General features: G+C 67.7%; 13 protein-coding genes. 5 read left to right on the top strand and 8 right to left on the bottom strand.

Going from position 1 to position 13079, the window contains the following annotated elements; all coding sequences use genetic code 11:
- Positions 1 to 9: 9 nt before the first annotated feature.
- From RAC81_RS02805 to RAC81_RS02790, 4 genes are read right to left on the bottom strand one after another with little or no spacing between them, the layout of a single operon-like run.
- Positions 10 to 666, bottom strand: a complete 657-nt coding sequence (locus RAC81_RS02805; RefSeq protein WP_375080901.1) for a dihydrofolate reductase family protein — start codon at positions 664 to 666, stop codon at positions 10 to 12.
- A 19-nt stretch (positions 667 to 685) separates the two neighbouring features.
- Complete coding sequence (locus RAC81_RS02800) at positions 686 to 3034, bottom strand: ATP-binding cassette domain-containing protein (protein WP_375080900.1); 2349 nt, start codon at positions 3032 to 3034, stop codon at positions 686 to 688.
- A gap of 25 nt (positions 3035 to 3059) precedes the next feature.
- Positions 3060 to 3470 carry a VOC family protein gene (locus tag RAC81_RS02795; RefSeq protein WP_375080899.1) on the bottom strand — a complete coding sequence of 137 codons (411 nt, stop codon included), beginning with the start codon at positions 3468 to 3470 and terminating at the stop codon, positions 3060 to 3062.
- Between the two features lie 4 nt (positions 3471 to 3474).
- Positions 3475 to 3873: a helix-turn-helix transcriptional regulator gene (locus tag RAC81_RS02790; RefSeq protein WP_375080993.1), complete on the bottom strand. Its 399-nt coding sequence runs from the start codon at positions 3871 to 3873 to the stop codon at positions 3475 to 3477.
- A gap of 180 nt (positions 3874 to 4053) precedes the next feature.
- On the opposite strand from RAC81_RS02790, the gene RAC81_RS02785 reads away from it, so the two are divergent.
- On the top strand, positions 4054 to 4653 hold the full coding sequence (locus tag RAC81_RS02785; RefSeq protein ID WP_375080898.1) for an HdeD family acid-resistance protein: 600 nt from the start codon (positions 4054 to 4056) through the stop codon (positions 4651 to 4653).
- Positions 4654 to 4730: 77 nt separating this feature from the next.
- Here RAC81_RS02785 and RAC81_RS02780 read toward each other — a convergent pair whose 3' ends face one another.
- A complete protein-coding gene (locus RAC81_RS02780) occupies positions 4731 to 5495 on the bottom strand; it encodes an SDR family oxidoreductase (protein WP_375080897.1) in 765 nt (254 codons plus the stop codon).
- Between the two features lie 121 nt (positions 5496 to 5616).
- Here RAC81_RS02780 and RAC81_RS02775 point away from each other — a divergent pair, with 121 nt between their 5' ends.
- From RAC81_RS02775 to RAC81_RS02760, 4 genes are all read left to right on the top strand, one after another.
- Positions 5617 to 6090 (top strand): NfeD family protein, encoded by a 474-nt coding sequence (locus RAC81_RS02775; protein WP_375080896.1) that lies wholly within the window; start codon positions 5617 to 5619, stop codon positions 6088 to 6090.
- Positions 6091 to 6098: 8 nt separating this feature from the next.
- Positions 6099 to 7025, top strand: a complete 927-nt coding sequence (locus RAC81_RS02770; RefSeq protein WP_375080895.1) for an SPFH domain-containing protein — start codon at positions 6099 to 6101, stop codon at positions 7023 to 7025.
- Positions 7022 to 7795 (top strand): glycerophosphodiester phosphodiesterase family protein, encoded by a 774-nt coding sequence (locus RAC81_RS02765; RefSeq protein WP_375080894.1) that lies wholly within the window; start codon positions 7022 to 7024, stop codon positions 7793 to 7795. Before RAC81_RS02770 ends, RAC81_RS02765 begins: the two co-directional genes overlap by 4 nt.
- Positions 7796 to 7918: 123 nt before the next feature.
- Positions 7919 to 8302 (top strand): RNA polymerase-binding protein RbpA, encoded by a 384-nt coding sequence (locus tag RAC81_RS02760; RefSeq protein ID WP_375080893.1) that lies wholly within the window; start codon positions 7919 to 7921, stop codon positions 8300 to 8302.
- Here the strand turns inward: RAC81_RS02760 and lnt are convergent.
- The 3 genes from lnt to tatC form a co-directional block, all read right to left on the bottom strand.
- Positions 8299 to 9741: an apolipoprotein N-acyltransferase gene (gene lnt, locus RAC81_RS02755; protein WP_375080992.1), complete on the bottom strand. Its 1443-nt coding sequence runs from the start codon at positions 9739 to 9741 to the stop codon at positions 8299 to 8301. The two genes, RAC81_RS02760 and lnt, sit on opposite strands and share 4 nt — an antisense overlap.
- Before the next feature lie 101 nt (positions 9742 to 9842).
- Complete coding sequence (locus RAC81_RS02750; protein WP_375080892.1) at positions 9843 to 12317, bottom strand: DEAD/DEAH box helicase; 2475 nt, start codon at positions 12315 to 12317, stop codon at positions 9843 to 9845.
- Positions 12314 to 13072 (bottom strand): twin-arginine translocase subunit TatC, encoded by a 759-nt coding sequence (tatC, locus tag RAC81_RS02745; protein WP_375080891.1) that lies wholly within the window; start codon positions 13070 to 13072, stop codon positions 12314 to 12316. Before tatC ends, RAC81_RS02750 begins: the two co-directional genes overlap by 4 nt.
- Between the last annotated feature and the right edge of the window lie 7 nt (positions 13073 to 13079).

Here is a 13079-nt window from a genome sequence, read left to right as displayed (position 1 = left end):
GGACGCCTCTCAGCGCTCGCGCCGGGAGAGGTTGAGGTGCACGACACCGAGCGGTGACGGCGTGGCCTCGATCTCGAAGCGCTCTTCGAGTCCCTCCAGTCCGTCCCACAGACGCTCACCTCGTCCGAGAACGATCGGCGCGACGACCAGATGCATGCGGTCGATGAGGTCGGCGGCGAGGAACTGGCGCACCGTGTCGACGCCGCCACCGATCCTCACGTCTGCGTCTCCCGCGAGCTCCCGGGCCCGACGTAACGCCTCGGCCGGCTCGGCATCCAGGAAGTGGAAGGTCGTGCCGCCTCCCATGACGATCGGGTTCCGCGGGTGGTGCGTGAGGACGACCACCGGCGTGTGGAACGGCGGCTCGTCACCCCACCAGCCCTTCCAGTCGTCGTCGGTCCAGGGTCCCCGCTGCGGACCGAACTTGTTGCGCCCCATGATCTCGACGCCGATCCCGTCGTTCCACCGTCGCGCGAACGAATCGTCGACGCCTTCGGAACCGTGTCCGTCCCCGGGCAGCCCCATCCGTCGGAACGTGCGCGTCCCGAACGCCCACTGCATGAGGCGCGGGCCCGCGTGGCCGAAGGGAGCATCCAGGGTCTGCCCCTCCCCTGCCCCATAGCCGTCGAGAGAGATCGTGAAGTTGTGGACGCGCACCAGGGACATCGGTTCTCCTTCTGCGGATTCAGGCGCCGACGTACTCGGCCAGATGCTGGCCCGTGAGGGTCGATCGTGACGCGACCAGGTCGGCGGGGGTGCCCTCGAACACCACGCGTCCGCCGTCGTGCCCGGCCCCTGGGCCGATGTCGACGATCCAGTCGGCGTGGGCCATGACGGCCTGGTGGTGCTCGATGACGATGACGGTCTTGCCCGATTCGACGAGCCGGTCCAGCAGCCCGAGGATGTTCTGCACGTCCGCCAGGTGCAGCCCGGTCGTCGGCTCGTCGAGCACGTAGACGTCGCCCTTCTCCCCCATCTGGATCGCCAGCTTGATGCGCTGACGCTCGCCACCCGACAGGGTCGACAGAGGCTGTCCGAGGGCGAGATATCCGAGTCCCACGTCCTCCAGCCGCCCGAGGATCGCCGCAGCGGCCGGCAACTTCGCCTCCCCGTCGGAGAAGAACGCCCTGGCCTCCGAAACGGGCAGGGCGAGCACCTCGGTGATGTCCTTGCCCGCGAGCTTGTACTCCAGCACGGCGGCCTGGAAGCGCTTGCCACCGCAGTCCTCGCACGGCGTCTCGATGGTGTCCATGAACCCCAGCTCGGTGATGATCACGCCGGCCCCCTTGCAGGTCGGGCACGCGCCCTCTGAGTTCGCGCTGAACAGTGCGGGCTTCACGCCGTTCGCCTTGGCGAAGGCCTTGCGGATCGGCTCCAGCAGTCCGGTATAGGTGGCGGGGTTGCTGCGCCGCGACCCCTTGATCGCCGACTGGTCGATCGAGACCACGCCGTCGCGCTTCGACACCGAGCCGTGGATGAGCGAGCTCTTGCCCGATCCGGCGACTCCGGTGACGACGGTGAGCACTCCCGTCGGGATGTCGACGTCGACATCCCGCAGATTGTTCTCCTTCGCACCGCGGATCTCGATGACCCCCGACCTCTCGCGCACGGTCTCCTTCACCTGCGCGCGGTCATCGAGGTGCGATCCGGTGCGCGTGCCGCTGGACCGCAGCCCCTCGACGGTGCCCTCGAAGCAGATCTCTCCACCGGCGCTTCCGGCGCCGGGACCGAGGTCCACCACATGGTCGCCGATCGCGATCGTCTCGGGCTTGTGCTCCACGACGAGTACGGTGTTGCCCTTGTCTCGCAGCCTCAGCAGAAGGCTGTTCATCCGCTGGATGTCGTGGGGGTGGAGCCCGATGGTCGGCTCGTCGAACACGTACGTGACGTCGGTGAGCGATGAGCCGAGATGCCGCAGCATCTTGATGCGCTGCGCCTCTCCGCCCGACAGGGTGCCGGACGGGCGCTCCAGGCTGAGATAGCCCAGTCCGAGCGTGACGAAGGCGTCGAGATTGGCCTGCAGCGCCTCGAGCAGCGGTCCGGCACCGGGGAGGTCGAGCCCCCGCACCCACTCCGCGAGGTCGGTCACCTGCATGCGGCACGCATCGGCGATGCTGATGCCCTCGATCTTCGACGACCGGGCTCCCTCGGTGAGACGGGTACCGTCGCACTCCGGGCAGGTGGCGAACGTCGCGACCCGTTCGACGAACGCCCGGACGTGCGGCTGCAGAGCCTCGAGATCCTTCGACAGCATCGACTTCGTGATCTTCGGGATGAGTCCTTCGTAGGTCATGTTGATCCCCGAGATCTTGACCTTCGTCACCTCTCCGTAGAGGAACAGGTGCCTCTGCTTCTCCGTGAACTCCGCGATCGGCTTGTCGCCCGGATAGAAGCCCGACTGTGAGAAGCCCTTCACCATCCATCCGTCGGCCGTGTACCCGGGGACCATGATGGCCCCCTCGTCGAGCGACTTCGACTCATCGACGATCTGCGAGAGATCGAGGTCGGAGACCGCTCCCCTGCCCTCGCATCGCGGACACATGCCGCCGAGGTAGATCGCATCCTTGACGATCTTCTTCTCGCCGCTCGGACCGGTCATCACCCCGCTGGCCCTCTGCGTCGGGATGTTGAACGAGAACGCGGTCGGTCCGCCGATGTACGGCTGCCCCAGCTTGCTGAAGAGGATGCGCAGCATGGCGTTCGCGTCCGTCACCGTGCCGACCGTCGAGCGCGGGTTCGCCCCGAGGCGCTCCTGATCCACGATGATCGCGGTGGTCAGCCCTTCGAGCACGTCGACGTCGGGACGGGGCACCGACGGCATGAACCCCTGCACGAAGGCGCTGTACGTCTCGTCGATCATGCGCCGCGACTCGGCGGCGATGGTGTCGAAGACGAGCGAGCTCTTCCCCGAGCCGGAGACGCCGGTGAACACGGTCAGGCGTCGTTTCGGGATGTCGACGCTGACCTCCTTCAGGTTGTTCTCGCGTGCGCCCTGCACGCGGATGAGGTCGTGGGCGTCGGCGGCGTGGGTCATGGGTTCCTCGAACGGTCGGGCGGGCTCAGCCGGCCTGGTTGATACGGAGCAGGTTGCCCGCCGGGTCACGGAAGGCGCAGTCGCGGACGCCGTACGGCTGATCCATCGGCTCCTGGACGACATCGGCGCCCTTCTCGACGAGTCGCTCGAACAGACCGTCGAGGTCGTCGCTCGCGAGCGTGAGCGCGCCGTAGCTGCCTTTGGCGATCAGCTCGTTGATGGTACGGCGTTCATCGTCCGTGAGTCCGGGGTCCGTGGCAGGCGGGTGCAGCACGAGCGACGTCCCCGGCTGGCCTTCGGGTCCGACGGTGAGCCAGCGGAGCCCGTCGTAGCCGACGTCGCCTCGCACCTCGAATCCGAGGGCATCGCGGTAGAAGCCGAGGGCCGCCTCGGCATCCGTGTGCGGGAGGAATGCGTAGTGGATGCTGATGTTCATGGGTTCAGGCTAGGTTCGCGTCGGTGCGGGGTGCTTCTTGATTCCTGATCGGTCGGATGACCTGCTTGGCATGGAAGGTCGGGATGCCGTCGACGTTGGCGGCGCGTTCACGGTACACCCGGGGTGAGACACCCACCAGCTCGGTGAAGCGCGTGCTGAAGGTGCCGAGCGACGAGCAGCCGACCTCGAAGCACACCTCGGTGACGGTGAGATCGCCGCGGCGCAGCAGCGCCATGGCGCGTTCGATCCTCCGGGTCATGAGGTACGAGTACGGCGACTCGCCATAGGCATCACGGAATCGTCGGCTGAGGTGACCGGCCGACATGTGCACTCCGCGTGCAAGCGCCTCGACGTCGAGGGGCTTCGCGTACTCCCTGTCGATGCGGTCGCGTACCCTGCGCATGACGACGAGTTCGCGGAGTCTGGCGTCCTCATCGTGAGTCACCTCTCGATAGTGCCATGACGCCGTGTGCCTCCGCGTGAACTCCCGCGTCGCCGACCACGACTCCTCCCCCATTTGCGAGCAGGCAGCGATATTCTGTGACCACCCCTCACAGGGTTTTCTCAGAAAGGGTCCCCAACCATGTCTGAAACACTCGCGAACAACGCGAAATCGCTGTTCAAGTCCATCCGCATCACCCTCGCCGTGTCGGGCGCCCTCGCGCTCATCGCCGGCATCGTTCTGCTCGTGTGGCCGGTGAAGTCGGCCGTGATCGTGACGGGCATCTTCGCCTCGTACCTGATCATCGCCGGCCTCGTCTACATCGGCCTCGGAATCTTCTCGCACCGCAAGGGCGGGTGGGCGCGTGTCGGCCACATCGTCCTCGGGCTGCTGTACATCGCCGCGGGCGTCATCGCGTTCGCCAATCTCGGCGTCGCTGCGGCGACCCTGGCTCTCGTCGTCGTCATCTTCATCGGCATCAGCTGGATCGTCGACGGCGTCGTCTCGCTGTCGCTGCTCGGCCAGGACGGATCCCGGGTGTGGACGCTGCTCTACGCTCTGCTGAGCATCATCGCCGGCATCGTCGTGCTGTTCTCGCCGCTGTACGCGGCGGCGGTGCTGTGGCTCGTCTTCGGCATCTCGCTCGTCGCCCTGGGCATCGTGCAGATCGTCCGCGCGATCACGATCGGCAAGGATGCGAAGGATGCTGCCGGCGCCTTCCGGTCGGAGACGGTGAGCTGACGACCGCACCCCGGCCGCCACGCATGTGAGAGAGGGCCCCGTCCGCACGGACGGGGCCCTCTCTCACATCAGGAGCGTCACTCGGCGGCGAAGCCGCTCACGTCGCCCACCAGGCGGGTGTTGTCGGCAGGCACGGGATCGACGGCCGCGCGTGCGACCTCGGCGGCGAACTCCGACACGTTGTACAGCTTGCCGGCCGACTCGCGCCGCTCGGCGATCGCACCCGGGTTCGCACGCTCCAGGAGCGTCGCGGTGATGGTGCCCTCGATCATGTCGCCGGACACCACCGTGAAGCCGATGCCCTTCTCGGCGAGCTCAGGGATGCGCTCGCGCAGAGCATCCTCTCCCGCGCGCTTCGAGAGCGCCACCGGCTCGTACTCGGGCATGGTGGGCGTCGTGCGGATGAAGTGCGCCTGGTGGCTCGTGACGAACACGACACGGGCGCCGTCGTCGAGCAGCGGGGTCGCGGCGTCGAGCACGTTGAGCTGCGCGTCCCTGTTGAGGGTGAGGGCATAGTCCTCCGCCATGCCCGACTCCATGCCGCCCGACGCGTTCAGCACCAGCACGTCGAGGCGCCCGAACTCCGCCTTGACGGCTTCGAACATCTCCCCCACCGACGCGGGGTCGGTCAGGTCGGCGCCCACGGTCAGGACGCGACGCCCGAGCTCCCGCAGCTGCGTGGCGAGCTTCTCGGCGCGCGGAGCCTTGTTGCGGTAGTTGATGACGACGTCGGCGCCGGCCTCGGCGAGGTACCGCACCGTGTCGGCTCCGATACCCCGGGACGAACCGGTGACAAGGGCGACCTTGCCGTCGAGAGAACCTGCGGGAAGAACGTCGGTCACGGTGACTCCTCAAGTGCGTGGAACGCCGTGATCGCACGGCTCGCTCAGACTATCAAGGGGGCCCATCCAGGGCGGGACGGCCAGACCGCCGCGTGATAGGTTGACCGCAAAGGGAGGCTGCATGAACGACTTCTCCGTCTTCATCGACATCGTCGAGAACTGGGCCTGGATCGGGTGGCTCGTTCTCATCGCCCTCTTCCTCGTGATCGAGATGCTGACCCTCGATTTCACGTTCCTGATGCTGAGCTTCGGCAGCGCGATCGGACTGGTCGGCGACCTCATAGGGCTCCCCGCCTGGGCGCAGATCATCATCGCTGCCGTCGCCGCCGCCGCGTTCATCCTTCTCCTTCGCCCGCCACTTCTTCGGCGACTCCATCGCGGTGAAGACCCGACCAAGTCGAACGTCGAGGCACTCGTCGGCCTCCGCGGCATCGCGCTGCAGGACATCACCCAGATCTCGGGGCAGGCGAAGCTCAGCAACGGCGACACCTGGACCGCCCGCACGGCGACCTCGATGCCTATCCCCCAGGGCTCGCCGGTCGCCGTCCTCGCCATCAACGGCGCCACCGCGACCGTTCGCCCCGTCAACGACTAGGAGAGACCGTGGACGACACCTCGTTCATCCCGACCGCCATCCTCTGGATCTTCATCGTCGCGGTGATCATCTTCGTGGTGGTCACGCTGGCCCGGTCCATCCGGATCATCCCCCAGGCGACGGCCGGTGTCGTCGAACGACTGGGGCGCTATCACAAGACGCTCACACCGGGCCTCAACATTCTCGTGCCGTTCATCGACCGTCTCCGACCGCTGATCGACATGCGCGAGCAGGTCGTGTCGTTCCCGCCGCAGCCGGTCATCACCGAGGACAACCTCGTCGTCTCCATCGACACCGTCGTCTACTTCCAGGTCACGGACGCCCGCGCTGCGACGTACGAGATCGCCAACTACCTCGGCGCGGTCGAGCAGCTGACGACCACGACGCTGCGAAACGTCGTCGGTGGACTCAACCTCGAAGAGGCGCTGACCAGCCGTGACAACATCAACGGCCAGCTGCGCGTCGTGCTCGACGAGGCGACCGGCAAGTGGGGCATCCGGGTGGGACGCGTGGAGCTCAAGGCGATCGACCCGCCCGTCTCCATCCAGGACTCGATGGAGAAGCAGATGCGCGCCGAGCGTGACCGGCGAGCCGCGATCCTCACCGCCGAGGGCTCGAAGCAGTCGCAGATCCTCGAGGCGGAAGGTCGTCGTCAGGCCGAGATCCTCCGCGCGGAAGGCGACAAGCAGGCCGCGGTGCTGCGGGCGCAGGGTGAGGCCGAGGCCATCCAGAACGTCTTCAGCGCCATCCACCAGGGACAGCCGGACGACAAGCTGCTGGCGTACCAGTACCTGCAGATGCTGCCGAAGATCAGCGAGAGCGAGTCGAGCAAGCTCTGGATCATCCCGAGTGAGCTCACCGAGGCACTGAAGGGCATCGGCACCGCCTTCACGCCGAAGCCCGGTCAGCCGCCCCTCGGCACGCCGGGCGCGTGACGCACCCCTACTTCGACAAGGCCGCGCATCCGCGAGTCCTCGCCCACCGCGGCCTCCTCACCGCGGAGGGCGAGGACTCGGGCGTCTGGGAGAACACAGCGGCGGCCTTCGCCGCCGCCCATGCCGCCGGGGCCGAGTACATCGAGACGGACTGTCAGGTCACCGCGGACGGCGATGTCGTGCTCTTCCACGACCCGTCGCTGCAGCGGCTCCTCGGAGACCCTCGCCTCGTGCGCGAGGTGCGCACGAGAGAGCTCGCGAGCATGTTCGCCGACCACGGCGGGCTGCTCACGGTCGGCGAGGCACTCGCGGCCTTTCCCTCGACGCGCTTCAACATCGACGTCAAGACCGCCGAGGCCGTCGACCCGCTCGGCGACATCCTCGTGGAGCACACGCATCGCGTGCTCGTGACGAGTTTCGACGATCGGAATCGCCGCGCGACGATCGCCTCCGTGCTGCGGGCAGGGGCCGGACTCCGGCCGGCGACCTCGGGGGGCAGTCGCTCGATCGCAGCGCTGCGCACCCTCTCCGCTCTCCGTCTCCCTGCCGGCCGGGTGCTCCGGGACATCGACGCCCTGCAGATCCCGGAGCGCCACGGTGCCCTTCGCGTGCTCACACCGGCACTGCTCAGAACCGCTCATCGACATGGCGTCGAAGTGCACGTCTGGACCGTGAACGAGCCCGCGGATATGGTCCGGCTGGTCGGACTCGGCGTCGACGGCGTCGTCTCCGATCGCGCGGATCTCGCCCTCGCCGCGCTGCGCCGCTGAGCACCGCCGCGAGGCGGCGCGAGCGCGCTGGGATTCCGCTGTGAATCGCTCGGGGAAAGCGCTCGCGTGGATGAAGCGCACAGGTCGGAACGTTATACCTGGCAGAGACGAGAGGACCACACAATGGCAGATCGCAGCCTGCGCGGCATCCGACTCGGCGCCCAGAGCCTACAGAGCGAAGAGGGCGTCGTCTTCATGGAGCGCCGCGAGACCACCTACACCTGTGACACGTGCGGACATGTCACGACCCTCATGTTCGCGGCTGATGCAGAAGCTCCGCAGACCTGGGAGTGCCGTGCGTGCGGAGCCGAGGCCCGCCTGAACGTCGACGGCCAGGCCGTCACGCTCGACACGGCCGATGAGAAGGCCGCCCGCACCCACTGGGACATGCTCATGGAGCGCCGCACCCGCGCTGAGCTCGAGGAACTCCTCGAAGAGCGCCTCGCCTTCATCCGCGCCCGTCGCGGAGCGGGCGAAGACCCCACGCGCGAGAAGATCGGCGCCTAGCGCCTCCGGGCGCGCCACCACCCGACGATCAGCGCGCCCAGCCCGCCCCACAGCAGAAGCTGCTGGATCCACGGGCCCAAGACGACACCCGCCGTGAGGCCGGATCGGAGCTCGACGTTCTCGAGCATCGCTCCGGCCTCATCTGCGTCCAGGCTCGAGACGGTGGTGCCGTCGGCCCGGATGATCTGGCTGGTGCCGACGGTGGAGATGTTCACCACGCTGCGGCCGGTCTCGATGGCGCGCATGCGCGCGAAGGCCAGTTGCTGCAGGTTCTCGTCCGTCCCCCGGAAGTCGGCGTTGTTGGTCTGGAAGACGAGCACCTCTGCGCCGTCGCGCACCCCCTGGTCGACGACGTCGTCGTAGATGACGTCGAAGCAGATCGCGAGTCCGACCCGCACGCCGTCGACGTCGATCACGGAGCTGTTCGTGCCCGGGGTGTATTCGCGCTGGATCAATCCGATCAGGTCGGGAGCGAGGGCATTGAAGAACGCGCGATCGGGCACGTACTCGCCGAAGGGCACCGGATGCCGCTTGTCGTGCGTCTCCTCCGCCGCTCCGTCCTCGCTCCACAGCATCGAGGTGTTGAAGTAGCGGCCGTCGCGCTCCGTCGCGGCGTTCGCCAGGAGCGGTGCCCCGATGCGTGAACTCACGAAGCTCATCCGCCGGGCGAGGGCGTCGGTCTGGAACGGATCGTAGTCCAGCGACCCCTCCGGCCAGACGAGGAGGTCGACGTCCTCCCCGAACAGCGGTGCGGTCGCCGTCGCCTGCGCGTCGACCAGCGAGTACGGTTCTCGCTCATCGAAGTAGCCGCTCGGGCCGTTGCCCTGCACCGCGGCGATGCGCATCGATCCGGTGCCCGTCGTCGGGTACAGCGGCGTGAAGGCGAGGACGACGACGAGAGCCGCCGGCACGACGAGTGCCACGCGCCCCATCTCGCGCCGCGCACGGACCATTTCGATGACGACGGCCACGAGGAACACCATCACGAAGCTCAGACCGCTCACCCCCAGCCACGAGGTCACCGGGGCGAGCGGGCTCTGCGCCTGCGTCATCCCCAGCCGCGCCCAGGGGAAGCCCCCGTAGGGCCAGGAGCCGACGAAGAGCTCCCGGCCGACCCAGAGTGCGGCGATCACGGCCGGGAGCAGCAGAAGGCGCGCAGAGGACTTCGGGAAGGCTCGAGGCAGCCACCGATACGCCAGGGTGATCGGGATGAGCGCGAGAGCGGTCAGGCCGCCCTCGACGACACTGAGCGCGGCCCAGGGCACGGGTCCGAGATAGCGCGAGGTCCACGACACGAGCAGAGCGAAGAAGACCACTCCGTAGACGGCGCCGACCAGAAGGGCTCCGCCCGAGCGGCGACCGATCAGAGCGAGAAGCAGGAGGGCGACCGCGGGAAACGCAAGGATCCAGAGGGCAGCCTCGGGGTACGACAGATCCATGAGGATCGCGGCCGCGATCGCGCTGAGGACGGCAGCCCAGAGAGGAAGGAGCGGGCGCGGTGCGGAGGGTGCCGCCGGGGAGTCCGACACCGATCGCCCGCTCACATCGACGAGTACGCCACGATGCCCCGGCGTACCCCGTCGAGCGCCGTGCGCGCGTTCCGTGCGAGAGTCCCGTCCTCGGCGACGATCGACAGCTGGTCGAGCAGGTCGATCGTCTGCTTCGCCCACCGCACGAAGTCACCGGCGGCCATGTCGGCGTCGATCAGGACCCGATCGAGGCTTCCGCCGCGTGCCCAGGTGTGCATCGCGCCGGCGAGACCCGCGGCGAGCGGCTCGGTCCCGGGCAGGTGGTGCTCCTTCTCGAGGTCGTCCAGCTCGGCCCACAGCGTCGTCGTGCGGTCGTACGCGGAGCGGAAAGCTCCGCGCGGGAGCCCGCGTTCGCCCGAGTTCGCCTCGTCGCGGCGCGGCTCGTACACGAGACAGCAGGCCATCGCCGCGAGCGACGGCGCGTCGAGGCCCTTCCACAGTCCCTGTCGGAGCGATTCCGCGATGAGCAGATCGCGCTCTCCGTAGATGCGACGCATGGTGCGTCCGGCATCCGTCAGTCGCGTCTCGCCGTCTTCGCGACGGAGGTAGTCGAGCGTCTCGAGCACCTCGCTGACCCTGTCGAAGACGCGAGCGACCGTGCCTGTCCGATTCTCGATCTGACGTCGTGTCCGGTCCGTCTCGCGTTTGAGCTTCCAGTAGCGCTCGGCCCAGCGCGCGTGCTTCTCCCGGTCCGGGCAGCGATGGCATCCGTGCCGCTGCATCCGCGTGCGCAGGGATTGGATCTGCTTCATCCGCTTCTCGCGCGCCACGCGCGGCGAGTTCGAGTCCTGCCGGTTCTTCTTCTCGAGGTCGCTCAGCTCCCGGCGCATCGCGGCGTACTCCATGAAGTCGCCGTGGTCGCAGACCATCGCCGAGCGATACCCCTCGAGCGACTCCTCCGCCTCACGCACCTTCCGCGCGAGACCCACCACGGCCCGGTCCGCCTGGAACTGGGCGAACGACGACTCGAGGACCTCCCGCGCACGGTCGCGGCCGAAGAGATCGATGAGGTTCACGGCCATGTTGTACGTCGGACGGAAACTGGAGTTCAGCGGATAGGTCCGTCGGGACGCGAGCGCCGCGACGGCCTGCGGATCCATTCCCTCGGTCCACTGGACGACGGCATGACCCTCGACGTCGATGCCGCGCCGACCCGCCCGACCGGTGAGCTGCGTGTACTCCCCCGACGTGATCGCGACCCGCGCCTCGCCGTTGAACTTCTCCATCTTCTCCAGGACGACGGTGCGGGCGGGCATGTTGATGCCGAGCGCCAGCGTCTCCGTCGCGAAGACGGCCTTCACGAGCTTGCGCTGGAAGAGCTCCTCGACGACCTCCTTGAACGCGGGCAGCAGCCCCGCATGGTGGGCTGCCACTCCCCGCTCCAGATTGTCGAGCCACTCCCAGTACCCGAGGACGCCGAGGTCCTCCTCCTGCAGCGTACGGGTACGCTCCTCGACGATCGAGCGGATCTCCGCACGCTCCTCGGTCGACGTCAGCCGCAGCCCCGACCGACGCACCTGCTGCACGGCCGCGTCGCATCCGACGCGGCTGAAGATGAAGAAGATCGCCGGCAGCAGGTTCGACCGTTCCAGCAACCGCACGACATCCGGACGGTCCATCCGCTCGATGCGACGCACGTTCGCGGAGCGCACCGGTCGCCGCCCGCCGCGCGGAGGGCGCTGAGCCTGCCTGCCGGCGTGGCGATTGCTCCGATACGTCTGCGCTTCGCGATTCTGGTCGTAGTGCGAGCCGGTGAAGGAGCGGATGCGCATCAGCTCCTGGTTCACCTGCGCTGTCGCGAGGCCGGCCCGGTCGTCGAAGAGCGGGAGCAGGTCGTCGCGGACGAGCACGTGCTGCTCGAGCGGGACGGGTCGGATCTCAGAGACGATCACCTCTGTGTCGCCGCGCACCGTGTCGAGCCAGTCGCCGAACTCCTCGGCGTTCGACACCGTCGCGCTGAGCGACACCAGCCGCACCTGCGACGGCAGGTGGATGATGACCTCTTCCCAGACAGCGCCGCGGAAGCGGTCGGCCAGATAGTGCACCTCGTCCATGACGACGTAGCGGAGATCGCGCAGAGCCGCGGAATCCGCGTAGATCATGTTGCGCAGCACCTCGGTCGTCATCACGACGATCCGCGCGTTGCCGTTGATGTTCGTGTCGCCCGTCAGCAGACCCACCTCGTCGGGGCCGTAGACCTCGACGAGTTCCCGGAACTTCTGGTTCGACAGCGCCTTCATCGGCGTCGTGTAGAACGCCTTGTCGCGCGTGGTCTGCATGGCCAGGTGGATCGCGAACTCGCCGACGATCGTCTTTCCCGCACCGGTAGGAGCGGCGACGAGCACACTGTGGCCTCGCTCGAGCGCATGGCATCCCTCGACCTGGAACGGGTCGAGATCGAACCGCTGACGGGCCGCGAAAGCGGTCGTCTGCGGATGACCCGCAGCCTCGCGCGCGGCGGCGAAGCGCTCGGCGGGCGAGCTCATGCGGTGGCCGGGTCGATACCGGCTGCTCTCGCGAGCTTGCGCTTGCGTCGATCGAACAGCATGGAGATGAACGTGGCGGCGAAGTAGAGCACGATCATGGATGCCATCAGGAGGAGCATCGAGAAGACGTCTGCGGGCGGGGTCGTCACAGCCGCGAAGATGGTGCACACGAGCACGGCCACCCGCCATCCCTTGAGGATCTCCCGACCTGAAATGACACCGGCGAGGTTCAACGCGACGAGGAAGACCGGCAGGACGAACGCGATGCCGACGACGAGCAGGAATTTGAAGACGAAGTCGTAGTAGCCGGAATAGTCGTAGAACTGCGCCATCCCCGTGGGAACGAAGGACGCCATGATCTCGATGACGTGCGGCAGAACGAAGAAGGCCACGGTGCAGCCGCCGAAGAAGAGCGGGATGGCAGCGCCCAGGAAACCCCAGGTGTACTGGGTCTCCTTCCGTGTCAGGCCGGGCATCACGAAGGCCCAGACCTGCCAGAGCCAGACCGGCGCCGAGATCAGGAGGCCGATGGCGAAGGCGATCCGCATGCGGAGGTCGAACCCGCTCGTGACCGTCGTGAAGTTGAGGCCGGTGTACTCGCGGCCGGCCTCCTCCGCGATGGTCCGGATGGGGATCGACAGCAGCTCGATGATCGGTCCGGTCACGATGAACGCGACGATCATGCCGACCACGAGTGCGGCCGCGGCGATGACGAGGCGCTTGCGCAGCTCGATCAGGTGCGCGCCCAGAGACATCCGCCTA

The organism is Microbacterium sp. CR_7 (assembly GCF_041954755.1).
GTDB lineage: Bacteria > Actinomycetota > Actinomycetes > Actinomycetales > Microbacteriaceae > Microbacterium.
The sequence above is the reverse complement of the archived record's forward strand: the minus strand, read 5'-3'. Positions and strand labels throughout refer to the sequence as shown.

Excerpts from the sequence above, each read along its gene's own strand:
- tatC (WP_375080891.1), bottom strand. The coding sequence starts at position 13,072 with ATGTCTCTGGGCGCGCACCTGATCGAGCTGCGCAAGCGCCTCGTCATC.
- RAC81_RS02750 (WP_375080892.1), bottom strand. The coding sequence starts at position 12,317 with ATGAGCTCGCCCGCCGAGCGCTTCGCCGCCGCGCGCGAGGCTGCGGGT.
- RAC81_RS02775 (WP_375080896.1), top strand. The coding sequence starts at position 5,617 with ATGAACGACTTCTCCGTCTTCATCGACATCGTCGAGAACTGGGCCTGG.
- RAC81_RS02795 (WP_375080899.1), bottom strand. The coding sequence starts at position 3,470 with ATGAACATCAGCATCCACTACGCATTCCTCCCGCACACGGATGCCGAG.
- RAC81_RS02805 (WP_375080901.1), bottom strand. The coding sequence starts at position 666 with ATGTCCCTGGTGCGCGTCCACAACTTCACGATCTCTCTCGACGGCTAT.
- RAC81_RS02790 (WP_375080993.1), bottom strand. The coding sequence starts at position 3,873 with ATGCGCAGGGTACGCGACCGCATCGACAGGGAGTACGCGAAGCCCCTC.
- RAC81_RS02800 (WP_375080900.1), bottom strand. The coding sequence starts at position 3,034 with ATGACCCACGCCGCCGACGCCCACGACCTCATCCGCGTGCAGGGCGCA.
- RAC81_RS02760 (WP_375080893.1), top strand. The coding sequence starts at position 7,919 with ATGGCAGATCGCAGCCTGCGCGGCATCCGACTCGGCGCCCAGAGCCTA.
- lnt (WP_375080992.1), bottom strand. The coding sequence starts at position 9,741 with ATGGATCTGTCGTACCCCGAGGCTGCCCTCTGGATCCTTGCGTTTCCC.
- RAC81_RS02785 (WP_375080898.1), top strand. The coding sequence starts at position 4,054 with ATGTCTGAAACACTCGCGAACAACGCGAAATCGCTGTTCAAGTCCATC.